Source organism: Saccharolobus shibatae B12 (genome assembly GCF_019175345.1).
Taxonomy (GTDB): Archaea; Thermoproteota; Thermoprotei_A; order Sulfolobales; family Sulfolobaceae; genus Saccharolobus; species Saccharolobus shibatae.
The window spans coordinates 122,626-135,061 of record NZ_CP077717.1; the positions used below are offsets into that span (position 1 = coordinate 122,626).

Here is a 12,436-nt window from a genome sequence, read left to right on the forward strand (position 1 = left end):
CCATATTTTCATGGATACGATATCTTTGTAACTAGGTTCACAACTTTCTTCATGAGTGTGAACTATTGCTTGTATTTCGCCGTTACACTTGTTTTTTACAATAGTATAAAAATCAGATGGGTCACATAGAAATTCATATTTTATATAACTTATATTTTTTAACTCATAAAAAGCATTATTACAGATGATTCCGCATTTCTCTTTCAAGATGTCCACAAGCCTTCCAAGCCTGCGATAGACCTTAAAATATCTGTTCTGGTTACAATACCTACGGCTTTGTTATTACTATCAAGCACTAGCAATCTACCAACATTGTAAATTATCATTTTCCTAATTGCGTCTAACAAATCTTCATTTTCATTTATGCTTATTACATTGGTCTTCATATAGTCCGACACTTTAGCGGTATAGTTTCCTTCGAAGAAGGCTTTGATTATATCTGCTGTAGTTAGAATCCCTACAACTTTTTCGTCTTGATTGATAACAGGTGCACCTCTTATTGCTTCCTTGTAAAATATCATGGAAGCTTCTCTTAAGCTAGTTTCCGGTTTTAACGCTATAAGTTTCTTGGAAATGAGATTTTTAACTTTTTCCTTTGGAATACTTATCATTCTCTTGACATCTACTACGATTTCTTTACTATTCTCATCTAAGTGTAATACTAATCCTTCAATAACTAGCCTACTATAGGGTGTAGGACCCAATCGTACGGCATCTCCTACTTTTAATTTCCTTAGATCTCCCTCTACCTTTAAGAGAACCCTATTTGCTGAAGGGTTAGTAATATCAATTATTTCAATATTTTCTACTTTAATATCAGTTTCTATCATTCCTTTATAGAGATTTAGCTTATCCAGTATTGGAGTTAATGTAGGATTATTAATAATTTCATACGCCTTTAGTGTTGGCATATAGCCTCCATTAGGTCCAGGTTTAGATTCAACTAGACCTAATACCTTTAAGCTTAGTATAATGTTTCTTACCGTGCCCTCATCTTTCCCTATAATGTCAGCTACTTCCTTACTTTTTATCATTCTTTTTTGCCTATTATAAAGATCTGTAAGTGCTAACAATATTTCCCTTTGAGTAGGCGAGAGATTCTGCATAACTCAATTATAATTTATTTAGTAGTTTAAAATATCTATGCTTATACCTTTATACCTAAAACCTTATTCAATACCTTCTTATTTACGTTAAATACCTCTTTGGCTATTAATGCAACATAATCAGCTTTTGGTAAAGGATATTCAATACCTATTGATATTGCTATAGCCTTCTTAGTAGCAATATAGGTTAGCCTATCCCTCACTATTCCCTCAGCTATACTTTCTGCAAGCTTAAATGCAGTATAGAATCTTGAAAAACTTCTTGAAGTATGCTTTATTTCGTCTTTTTCTGAAATATTTAGATTTCTTAGCGATTTATACATTTTATCTTCCGATTCAAAAGAGAATACTATTTTAGTAAATGTTGTTCTTAATGCTCTAGCTAACACCTCTTTGTTATTACCAGACTTTTCAAAGGCCTCATTAACGCTTCCATTTATGATTAACCTTGAGATCTCATCGTAGTCTTCCTCCTTAGATAGTAATTTGTCAAATATTTGTTTATTGTCTTCAAAGAGACCTAGCCCATATTTTCCCACTACAAACAAGCTTACTAGCTCCTTCTCATATAATCCATCTGCATTAAACCCTCTAAATGGCTTAATATTTTTCTTTGTATAAGCATTTTTAACGATTTCAATAACATCTTCCCGACTTAATGATTCCCAGCTTTCCATCAATAAACTCCATATGTCAGTAAGTACTTTTATCCTTTCTCTGTAGATTTCCTTTACCATTCCTAACTACCTCGTTAAGTTTATGTGCACATTTCTTTATAAGGTATACTATATTAAGTAGTTTATCATGAGTTCAGTTACAGAGGATAATTTAAAACCAAATATTGTACTTCTTTCAACTTCTGATCTAGAGCAAGAAATAAGGCAACTAACAGAGGAACTAAAGAACATAAAAGATAATAATAATGAAGAGCATAAAAAAATCTATGCTATAGTTGACAATATAACAAGAACTTTAAACTGGATTAATATAGCAAAATCTCAAGGTGTATGGAAATCAAAAACTTGCAAACATGCAATAAACTTTGTATGTCAAGCGTGGAATATAAGCGATGAAAGTAAGCTCGGAATTCCTAGTGATGTAATAGTAATAAATGATGATGGTACTAAAAGAGTTGTTGTTTCCAAATTTTCAGAAATATGCATTGTATGTCCACTATACGAAGCTAGGAGAAGTTGATAACATTTTATCAAATGCTGTATCAAGTAGTTTTTTAAGTTTCTGTACATTCTCGTTTTCCACTATTTTTTCTATATCTATTTCCCTAGATAGTTCTATTAAAGCCTCTGTTATGTCACTAATTATTATTTTAATTATCTCATAATACTCATCTTCTTTAGCAACTTCAATACATTTTTCAATTATTTCATCACTTGGGTGTGTAATTCCCTTCAAGTACTTAGTAATCGCTGCTGGAGTTATACCCAGCTCATCAGCAAGTTCCTTTTTACTTCTGTTTTGTAAGAGAATGTGTATAATGTGCAGTCTAGCGTCTTTCCCTAGATTATGAATTGCCTTTTCCATTGTAGAATGAATTTAATTATAAAATTTAATAAGCAGTAGGAGTTATGTCCCTTAAATGAAAGCTTTGGTATTCAATTTAGGTATTACAATAAACGATGTGCCAGAAAAACAAGTTAATAGAGATTATGTATTATTAAAGCCAAAAAGAGTGTTAGTAAATGGGTTAGAAAACTCAATATATGTGGGTTTATTATGGGTAGAACCAGCTAGAATACTCGGTTCAACTGGAATAGGTAGAATTGAAAACGTGGGATTAGATATTGACAAGAGTTTAGAAGGGAAACTAGTTCTCGTCTTACCATATTCTCAGACATATGGTGGGATTGGAACTGAGATAGATGGTATTTTGGCAGAAAAGGCTACTGTACCTCTGGACAGTATAGTAATTCTTCCTCAATCTAATTTCAATGAAAAATATATACTTTATCCTTACGTGAGTTTTGCATTACAATTACCTAAATATATTAGCAGCGGCAATACCTTAATAATAGGTAGTGGACTTTACGGAATAACCTCAGCACTTTATTTAAGAGACGTAGTCACTAAACTTGCTGTATATAGGGAAGACGGAATTAATCCGAAAATAGTGGGAGTTGAGGAGATTCGACACCTTTCACAGGAGTGGGACAATATAATAATTACAACATTTAGGTCATGGATCAGAGCTTTTATAGACGATATTTCTAAATCAAATACTAAGATAATAATGCCCAAGTTAATGAACACATGGCCAGTAGTTTCATCTACTAAAGCGATATTTATTCCTCCTAGAGAAGTTGATGGTGTTCTTGAATTTATAGACAAAAAAATTACCGATAAACTATTTAATGAGTTGGTATCATTTTCCAATGACCTTTTGGCTTCTTTTCCATCACCGAGGGCTGGGGTAGTAATAAATACTGAAGAGGTTTTTAAGTAGAGAGCTCTTGCTTTATGGTATCTCCTAGTCTCCTAATTCCCTCTACTAGCTCTTGTTTCTTAGGAAAGCTGAAGTTTATCCTCATGGTATTCTTTCCGCTATAGTCAGCATAAAAGCTAGAACCTGGCACATAAGCTACACCTCTTTGCAAAGCCTTTTCTAGCATCTTAGTGGTATCTATTTTTTCTGGTAACCAAGCAAAAACGAACATTCCACCAACTGGTCTAGTCCACCTAGCATCCTTAGGGAAATAAGTTTCTATTGCCTCTAACATTACGTCTCTCTTTTCCTTATACACTCTCCTTATTTTAGGTAAATTATTTTGAATTACGCCTCTCCTTATAGCCTCCATTGCAATATATTGTGAAAATGAAGGTGTATGTAGATCAATATTTTGTTTGTATAATTCCATCTCCTTAATGAAATCTTCATGAGCAACTACCCATCCTAATCTTAAACCTGGTGCAAGTATTTTACTAAATGTGCTAGTATAAATTACCCTTCCTTCTTTATCAAAGGCCTTAATCGGTGGGGGACTCTCTCCTTCGAACACTAAAAACCCGTAAGCATCGTCTTCAAAAATTAAGAAATCATATTTTGATGCAATTTCCAAAAGTCTTTTCCTATCTTCTGTAGTCATTGTCGTACCCGCTGGATTCTGGGCTGTTGGTATTACGTACATTAACTTGATCTTTTTCCCATCGTTATGAGTATTCCTTATTTTTCTTTCTAATTCATCTAGATTTGGCCCTCTTTCCGTTACGGTGATTGATATGAAATTTGGCTTTCTGGTTCTCATGGCATTTAAAGCTGCTAAATAAGTTGGCGCCTCGACTATTACATTGTCTCCTGGGTCTAGTAATATATTAAATAGCATGAAAAGTGCTTCTTGGCTTCCTACTGTAACAAAGACATTTCTTTCATCTATTCCACTAATTCCCCTTAACCTAGATAAGTTCACTAGTTCTTTCCTAAATTCAGATATTCCAGCAGTTGCAGTATATTGTAATGCCTTGTCGGCATTATTCAATAAAACATCATCAACTATTTTTTTAATCTCTTCTACCGGAAAAGTCTGAGGATCAGGTAAACCGCCTGCAAGGCTAATTACATTTCTACCTTCGGTTAACTTTAGTAAATCTCTTATTTCTGAGGTGCGTAAATACTTAGTTTCGTTGGATAAAAATCTCTCAAACATGAAGGCTCAAGTTTTAATTGGTTCCGATAGTTAATATTTTTATGGATTATTGGTTCGCGGAAATTGTAACTATAGGTAATGAGGTATTAAGTGGAAAGACTGTAAATACTAATGCTTCCCATATCGGCCGTAGACTTACATCATTGGGATTCACTGTGAGAAGAATAACTGTAGTTATGGATGATATAGATGAAATTGTATCAGCTTTTAGAGAGGCAATAGATAGAAAGCCGAAAGTCATAGTATCTTCTGGTGGTCTTGGGCCTACGTGGGATGATAAGACAGCAGAAGGGTTAGCAAAAGCGTTGGGGGTTAATTTGGAGTTAAATAAAACAGCCTTTGATATGATTTTAGAAAAGTATACCAAGAGAAATATTCCCCTCACTGAAGAGAGAAAGAAAATGGCTTATTTGCCATATGGTGCTATGGCCGTCGAAAATAATGAGGGAATAGCACCTGGGATATATATTTATTATAATAACATTGATATATTAGCAACACCGGGTGTACCTAGAGAAATGGAAAACGTATTAGAGAATTTTATAAACAAAATGCTAAGAAATAGGCCCAATTTGAAATATCTAGAGGACTTCATATACGTTGAGAACGTGATGGAATCTGCTTTGGCACCATATGTTAAGGAACTTGTGAAAAAGTATGATATTTATATAAAAACACATCCAAAAAGTTATGAGTTGTCACGCCCTATATTAGAAATACAAATAGCGGGGAGCGGAAGGGAGGAGGAAATTAAAGTAAAAATAGAAAAAGTTAAGTATGAATTACTAGATGCCATAAAGAAATTAAATGGAATTATAAGAAATTCTTTATGATATCCGACAATAATGACGGATTCTCGAAATTAAGAAAGTGACCATAGCCTTCTATAGTTTTTGTTTCCACATTTTTCATGTTGTTCTTAAATACGTTCATATTTGTTATTAATCCGTCATAAGTCCCATACACCAAAAGGGTATTAACGTTTATTTCCCTGAGTTCGTCTGAATAATCTTTTGCTTTCAATAACCCTTCTACTGCGTTTTTATAACCTATTGGCGTTGTTTCCTCATATACTTCTAGAAGAGAATTCCATGCGTGATAGTTACTGACTAATGTCTCCGCAAACTCTTTATGCAATCTTCTGTATTCCGCTAAGGCTCTTAATCCGAAATTCACCGCTATTCTTACATACTTCTCATAAACTTCTGGCGATGGTGCTTTGTACAGAGCTCCAACTAATATTAATTTCTCTACTGGATATTTTAAAACGTAATCTATTGCAATTAAAGAACCTATTGAGTGTCCAACTAATACTGGTTTTTCCATACCTAGTTGGACCAATAAACCTCTTAAATCACTGGAATGCTCTTCGATATTATAAGGTGAATTGGGAGTTGAAGATCTACCATGTCCTCTTAAATCATATACAACTACAGTGCTATCTAATGTCAACTTTGGAATTACAAATTTCCAGCTCTTATAATTACCTGCTAAATGGTGGATTAGCACAATTGGTTTTCCATTTCCTCTTACTTCATAATATAGACGAACACTATTCGATATTATAAATGGAATTAATATCACCTCGTCTATTATCTTTGATTTATAAGTCTTTTACCTATTTCTGAAATATATAATTCAGCAATTACTGCAGGATATTCAATACCGAATCTTATTAATACGTCAGGGTTAACTTCACCTATCACTCCCATTTTCTCGTTTTCGTAAAATATTGACGCTGAGCGCCCCTCAATGAAAATATTATTATTTTCTTCCTTATAATTTACTTCCAAGCCTAAGGATTTTAGAATATAGTGGATTGGAGCTTGTATCTCCTCATAACTCACCTTATTATTCATTATTGCATACGCAGCCCTTTTATCATTCCTGAATCCAGTATCTGTGGAAGAGTCATAAACTACTACATCTCCAGTCTCAAAAACTCTAATGGGGAATTTCGCATGTTGATTTTTAGATAGGAAATCTAATAATCCTGGAATTAGTGAATCCCTTACTGCATTATATTCCTCAGTAATAGGATTGAGAATTTTTACATATTTATTACTGAATAGCTTTTCATCTTTAATTAACACAAAGTTAGATATCTCTACAAATCCTGCTCCGATGCCTAGTTCTCTTATTTTCCTTTCAAGCAGTGTCATGTAATCATAAGAGCCATAATTTGTTGAAATATACTTAGAAGGTTCTAGGTTATTATAGCCAATACTTATCGCAATATCTTCTACAACGTCAATTTCGTTCAGAATATCTACCCTATATTGAGGTACAGTTACTCTTATGGCCCCGTTTTCTATGTCACAATTCATTCTCATTCTCATTACATGTTTACATATCTCTTCCTTACTGGTTTTAATTCCTAAAATTTTTTTTACATATTCCTCTCTAACATTCTGAATCCTATGTAAAAGCAAGGGTGAAGATAATTGTGAAGAATTAGTAGATTTTAGTACTTTTACTCTTCCTATAGTTCCTCCAGCTTCTGCTAGATTTGAAACTATTATATCTAGAGTTTGTGCAACGGCTTCAAACGAAGTTCCTGTAACATCTATAAAGAAATCTTTTGTGTTTTCATTTAGTCTGGTTTTATTAGAGTTAATTATTGGAGGTATACTTAATACTTCTCCATCGTCTTGAACTATTGCAGGTGATACTCCATTAGCTATTGAGATATTTCCATAAAGTTTTCCTTGCTCAGTCTTCTCCAAAATCTCACTGATTGTGAGCTCTTTATTTCCATATAATGGGACAAATTTATAGGAAAGAGGAACTTCCTTATATTCTATCGTCTTTGAATCTACTTTCCTTAGATCATGTATACCTATTGCTACCTTTTTTCTCTTTCTTCCTATAGTACCATGAAGTTTTTCTTGAAACTGTATCAATTCTTCAAGGTCTATCTTAGCATTATAGACTACAGCAGCTAATGCATAAGGTCTAGTTCTAACATTATCGACAATCAGAGTATATTCTGTATCTGTAACATTATATTTTGCTTCGCCCAACTCTTTTTCTAATAAACCCTTGATTGCTCTAGCTATCCCATCAGAGGAGAGCAGATCCAATCGGTCAGCGTTTATTTCAATTTCAATATTATTTTCATCGATTGGTTTTACTTCTGATTTTAAGTTAAACAATAGATCCTCTAGTTTCTGCTGGCCAATATGTATTTTATCTAGTAATTTATATTTATTTAATACTATAGTTACCATTTATATCACTCTATTTTCACTTTCATATCCCTTATATATTCTATATTATTCGAATAAAGTAATCTAATATCGCTAATGTTCAGAAAGCTCATAGCGAGCCTTTCAATTCCTATGCCCCAGGCTCCAGCTATGCTATCTATTCTAACCGAACTTAGTATTTCTGGTCTTAACAGTCCAGCTCCACACATCTCCACCCAACCCAATTTTTCCAGATATCCATAGGCTTCTACGCTAGGTTCCGTAAATGGGAAGTATGCTGGTTTAAACTTGATTTCTTTAATTCCTAACCTATAAAATATTTCCTTTAGAACACCTAATAGCTCCCTAAACGTGAAATTATCATCTATAATTACACCATCTAATTGGTGAAATTCTATCAAATGAGTTGCATCTATTGCATCTGGTCTGAAGACTTTACCTAAAGTGAACACTTTTTGAGGTGCCTTTGGTCTTGAGGCTAGGACTCTTGCAGTTGTCGCTGTAGTTTGACTTCTTAACATTAACCTTAGCGTAATATCTTGTTTCCATTCGTACTTCCAGAATTTCTCGTGAATTTCCTTTACATTACTTAGCAGCTCTTTATCCTCTATATTTCCCAAACCCTCTACTGAAAAGCTATCGTGAATTTCCCTGGCTGGATGATCTTGAGGTTGAAATAGAAGGTCAAAATTATAAAATTCCATTTCAATATATCCTGTATTAATCTCTTTAAATCCTAAGCTAATCATAATATCCTTGACTTTTTCTAGGAATTCTCTAAAATAATGTTTTTTACTAATAGTATAATAGGGGGGAAATGCTTCTACATTATACTTTCTAAGTTTATACTTTTTCCATTCACCACTAACTATCATTTCTCTAGTAAGATTTGAAATCCCGATCTCTGACTCCTTAGGTTCTTTTACTAACTCCACGTTTACAATTTTCCTTTCCTTTTCTTCTATAAGCCCCCTTTTTTTAAGCAAATTTATTGTATTAATATCAGCTTTTTCAAGATTTGATAGAGCAAGATATTCGGGTGATGTATAAGTTTTTACTTTAGGTATTACTTTTCCTTCTTTTATCTCTATTAATCCCTTTCTCTTTGCCCAACTAATTGCAATATTAAAGTCCTCATCAAGAGTATTTTTTATCTCGTTTAGATCTTTTTCTTGTCCATTCAATGAATTTATTAAAATGTCTTCGGGCAGTCCGCTTTCCTTTCTTTTCCTTCCCTCTTCAGTTAATACATAATATTTTTCAGATATTATCTCCGTTTTTACATAACCCTTTTCTCTTAGTAACTCAATTAAACTTAGGACCGAACTTTCTGGAATACCTATTTTTGTTGAAATTTCTATAGAATTTGTTCTTTTAAGATCTTTTAAAAAAAACAATATCTTAGCTTCGTTCTCACTTAACATCGATATCACAACGTTATAGTTTGACCAGGTTGTAACACTATGGGATTATATCCTTTGTTTTTAACTAGTTTAACAAAGTCATTTACGTCAACTTTTATTAGATCCCAAGTATTGTAGTGTATCGGTATAGCGCCTTTTTTAGGCTTAATAAACTCAACGCTTATTGATGCTTGATAGGGATCCATTGTAAACCTTCCACCTATTGGCAATAGTGCGTAATCAGGCTTAAATACCTCTCCAATTAATTTCATATCCTCAAATAATCCAGTATCTCCTGCATGGTATATGGTAAATCCTTCAGCAGATACTATTACACCAGTTGGATCACTATGTGTACTTGAATGTACAGCTTTGGTCAATGCAAGCTTTATTCCATCCACTTCTACAAATCCCCCTACATTAGCTGGGATAATACTTTCCTCGGATATTTTATAGGTCTCTGCCAAGTAAGCTTCCAAATCGTAAGTTGCGTAGAGTTTTGCTTTAGGATTCATTCTTAGTAATTCTACTGTATCTCCTAAGTGATCGTAGTGGTCATGAGTTACGATTATAATGTCCAAGTTATTTTTAAAATAGTCTATTTTTACCGGGCTTAATGGGTTATCCTTTATCATCGGGTCTATTATTACATTCTTATTTCCAAATGTTAACAAAGTTACTGCATGGCCTAACCATCTTAACTGTGCCATACAAAAGATTTTTATGAGAAAAAAATAAAGCTTATACCCCGAAAACTACATTCATGACTGAGGATGAACTTAACAAGCTCTTATTAGCAGGAAAAATTGCAGCTAAGGCTAGAGAGGAAGTTTCCTTAAACGTTAAGGCCAATGCCAAGGTTTTAGATATTTGTGAAGAGGTTGAGAGTATAATACTCGAAAATAAGGCATTTCCATCATTTCCATGTAATATATCCATTAATTCAGAAGCAGCTCATTATAGTCCAGTTATAAATGATGAAAAGAGAATTCCGGAAGGTGCAGTAGTTAAGTTAGATTTGGGAGCTCATATTGATGGTTATATTAGTGATACCGCTACTACCATTAGTTTAGACGCTAAGTATCAAAGGTTGTTAGATGCCTCTAAAACCGCTCTTGAAGCTGCAATTGCTAATTTTAGGGCTGGATTAAGCGTAGGCGAGATAGGTAGAGTTATTGAAAAAATGATAAGAGCTCAAGGATATAAGCCGATAAGGAACTTGGGAGGTCATCTTATAAGGCGCTATGAACTTCATGCTGGCGTCTTTATACCCAATGTTTATGAAAGGGGATTAGGCGCTATACAATCTGATTCTGTTTACGCGATAGAACCGTTCGCTACTGATGGGGGTGGTGAGGTAGTAGAGGGGAAGGATGTTACAATATATTCCTTAAAAAATCCCAATGTAAAAGGTCTTTCTGCGAGAGAGAGTGAACTGCTAGATTATATATATACACATTTTAATTATCTGCCATTTTCAGAGAGATGGCTTAAGGAATTTTCTACCAATATCGACGAATTAAGAAATAATATAAAAAATTTAATTAAAAAAGGTGCATTAAGAGGATATCCTATCCTACTTGAGATTAAAAAAGGCGTTGTTTCCCAGTTCGAGCATACCGTTATAGTTAAGGGCAATTCAATTATAGTGTCTACAAAGTCTCTTTGAAAAAAGTTTAATTAATTCGAATGAGTAAAGGTTAACGATAAAAATGAGTTTAATTGCTTTAGCACAGACATCTTTAAATCAAGCAAGTTCTCTTTACTACGTTCTAACATATGTACTATTCTTTGTTTTATTATTTCTACTATATTTGCCTGGTGTTAATACAAGGCTGACTGTATCGATGTTAGCTAGAGGTATAGAGGGTCAACTAAGTATGATTGAAAGATACTTGAATGAGTCCAAGAGTAAAATGGAACAGTTATTAAAAGAAAGAGGTGTTCAAGATCCAAAACCATTTATTGAAAGAGTATCTGAAATGTTTATAATAGATCCAGTAAACGTAGAGCCAACGGATATAATAAGTAGAATGAGGCTATTGCTTAGAAGTGGAGAGGATAAGATAAGAGATCTTATAACCCTTATGGTTCCAAATATAGACAGCGTTAATAGGAGTAAATTGGAAGTTTCTGCAGAAGTAGTAAATTCGTTGAATCTAATATACAAAGTAGTGAGGCATTACTTAATCTTAGCTAAAAAGCTAAATAGTGTGGTTCTTCTTTATCAATTACAATTTGTTGTTCCACAACTTGTCAAGATATCTGAAGCATACTCAAAGGCAATGAATACTTTCATAAGAGGAATACCAGTAGGTGATTCATTAGGTCCCTTGGTGGCGGCTTATCTATTTATGAATGCTGATAAAAAATGGAATCCTAGCAGAGATACCGTAGCAGGAGAGGTGGAATTTGAAGGTAGAAGATTGGTCGTAATAAAGGCTGAGGGTCCTATGGCTACAGTAGGAAGGCCTGGGGAAGCAGTAGAGAATGCCGTAGAAGAATATAAAGGTAAAGTTACAAGAATTATAACAATAGACGCTGCGTTGAAATTAGAAGGCGAAAATACTGGGGCCATAGCTGAAGGTACCGGGGTTGCAATGGGTGATCCAGGCCCAGAAAAGATAAGCATAGAGAGAGTTGCTGTAAAGTACAACATACCGATAGATGCGGTAATAGTGAAGATGAGCATGGAGGAGGCAATTACTGAGATGAGGAAGGAAATCTATCAGGCTGCACCTAAGGCATTAGAATTAGTAAAGAAGATAATTCTAGAAAGAACTAAACCTGGAGATATAGTAGTAGTAGTAGGAGTAGGGAATACTGCAGGGGTGGCTCAATAAATGTCCTCTAATCAACAACAAACTGTAAACGTTTACACTGTGATTAAGTGCGTTAATGGAGACTATGAAACGGAGAGACCTTTCCAAGATGGAGATTATGTTCTTAAAGTAGTTGGCACTTGTCCAAAGGATGGACGTAACTTATATATAGTAGGTATATACGCAGTGGTGCCTGAGGAAAAGAAGGGTAGTTAATTTTTTATATGTGTTATGAGT

At 33.9% G+C, this 12,436-nt stretch carries 14 protein-coding genes; 6 read left to right on the forward strand and 8 right to left on the reverse strand.

Features of this window, described 5'->3' with window-relative positions:
- Positions 1 to 203: 203 nt before the first annotated feature.
- Together J5U23_RS00975 and J5U23_RS00980 are read right to left on the reverse strand one after the other, a co-directional pair.
- Positions 204 to 1,106, reverse strand: a complete 903-nt coding sequence (locus J5U23_RS00975) for a CBS domain-containing protein (RefSeq protein ID WP_218259036.1) — start codon at positions 1,104 to 1,106, stop codon at positions 204 to 206.
- A gap of 41 nt (positions 1,107 to 1,147) precedes the next feature.
- Positions 1,148 to 1,843: a DUF2192 domain-containing protein gene (locus J5U23_RS00980; RefSeq protein WP_218259037.1), complete on the reverse strand. Its 696-nt coding sequence runs from the start codon at positions 1,841 to 1,843 to the stop codon at positions 1,148 to 1,150.
- Between the two features lie 67 nt (positions 1,844 to 1,910).
- Here J5U23_RS00980 and J5U23_RS00985 point away from each other — a divergent pair, with 67 nt between their 5' ends.
- A complete protein-coding gene (locus J5U23_RS00985) occupies positions 1,911 to 2,303 on the forward strand; it encodes a hypothetical protein (protein ID WP_218259038.1) in 393 nt (130 codons plus the stop codon).
- Here the strand turns inward: J5U23_RS00985 and J5U23_RS00990 are convergent.
- Positions 2,280 to 2,648: a helix-turn-helix domain-containing protein gene (locus tag J5U23_RS00990; protein WP_218259039.1), complete on the reverse strand. Its 369-nt coding sequence runs from the start codon at positions 2,646 to 2,648 to the stop codon at positions 2,280 to 2,282. The genes J5U23_RS00985 and J5U23_RS00990 overlap by 24 nt on opposite strands.
- Positions 2,649 to 2,703: 55 nt before the next feature.
- On the opposite strand from J5U23_RS00990, the gene J5U23_RS00995 reads away from it, so the two are divergent.
- Positions 2,704 to 3,567, forward strand: a complete 864-nt coding sequence (locus J5U23_RS00995; protein WP_218266644.1) for an MDR/zinc-dependent alcohol dehydrogenase-like family protein — start codon at positions 2,704 to 2,706, stop codon at positions 3,565 to 3,567.
- On the opposite strand, the gene J5U23_RS01000 is transcribed toward J5U23_RS00995, so the two are convergent.
- On the reverse strand, positions 3,560 to 4,765 hold the full coding sequence (locus J5U23_RS01000; protein WP_218266645.1) for an aminotransferase-like domain-containing protein: 1,206 nt from the start codon (positions 4,763 to 4,765) through the stop codon (positions 3,560 to 3,562). The genes J5U23_RS00995 and J5U23_RS01000 overlap by 8 nt on opposite strands.
- A 41-nt stretch (positions 4,766 to 4,806) precedes the next feature.
- On the opposite strand from J5U23_RS01000, the gene J5U23_RS01005 reads away from it, so the two are divergent.
- Positions 4,807 to 5,598 (forward strand): nicotinamide mononucleotide deamidase-related protein, encoded by a 792-nt coding sequence (locus J5U23_RS01005; protein ID WP_218266646.1) that lies wholly within the window; start codon positions 4,807 to 4,809, stop codon positions 5,596 to 5,598.
- Here the strand turns inward: J5U23_RS01005 and J5U23_RS01010 are convergent.
- From J5U23_RS01010 to J5U23_RS01025, 4 genes are read right to left on the reverse strand one after another with little or no spacing between them, the layout of a single operon-like run.
- Positions 5,579 to 6,349, reverse strand: a complete 771-nt coding sequence (locus J5U23_RS01010; protein ID WP_218266647.1) for an alpha/beta fold hydrolase — start codon at positions 6,347 to 6,349, stop codon at positions 5,579 to 5,581. The two genes, J5U23_RS01005 and J5U23_RS01010, sit on opposite strands and share 20 nt — an antisense overlap.
- A gap of 8 nt (positions 6,350 to 6,357) precedes the next feature.
- Positions 6,358 to 7,995: a phenylalanine--tRNA ligase subunit beta gene (pheT, locus tag J5U23_RS01015; RefSeq protein WP_218266648.1), complete on the reverse strand. Its 1,638-nt coding sequence runs from the start codon at positions 7,993 to 7,995 to the stop codon at positions 6,358 to 6,360.
- A gap of 5 nt (positions 7,996 to 8,000) precedes the next feature.
- Positions 8,001 to 9,398 (reverse strand): phenylalanine--tRNA ligase subunit alpha, encoded by a 1,398-nt coding sequence (pheS, locus tag J5U23_RS01020; RefSeq protein ID WP_218266649.1) that lies wholly within the window; start codon positions 9,396 to 9,398, stop codon positions 8,001 to 8,003.
- A gap of 5 nt (positions 9,399 to 9,403) precedes the next feature.
- Positions 9,404 to 10,087: a metal-dependent hydrolase gene (locus tag J5U23_RS01025; RefSeq protein ID WP_218266650.1), complete on the reverse strand. Its 684-nt coding sequence runs from the start codon at positions 10,085 to 10,087 to the stop codon at positions 9,404 to 9,406.
- A 53-nt stretch (positions 10,088 to 10,140) separates the two neighbouring features.
- Between J5U23_RS01025 and map the strand changes: the two genes are divergently transcribed.
- Genes map through J5U23_RS01040 form a run of 3 tightly spaced genes read left to right on the forward strand, consistent with a single transcriptional unit; the run spans position 10,141 to position 12,415 of the window.
- Complete coding sequence (gene map, locus J5U23_RS01030; RefSeq protein WP_218266651.1) at positions 10,141 to 11,046, forward strand: type II methionyl aminopeptidase; 906 nt, start codon at positions 10,141 to 10,143, stop codon at positions 11,044 to 11,046.
- 43 nt (positions 11,047 to 11,089) lie between these two features.
- Positions 11,090 to 12,220: a DUF1512 domain-containing protein gene (locus J5U23_RS01035; protein ID WP_218259048.1), complete on the forward strand. Its 1,131-nt coding sequence runs from the start codon at positions 11,090 to 11,092 to the stop codon at positions 12,218 to 12,220.
- The gene (locus J5U23_RS01040) at positions 12,221 to 12,415 is read left to right on the forward strand and encodes a hypothetical protein (protein WP_218259049.1); all 195 of its coding nucleotides are present in this window, start codon (positions 12,221 to 12,223) and stop codon (positions 12,413 to 12,415) included.
- Positions 12,416 to 12,436: the final 21 nt, after the last annotated feature.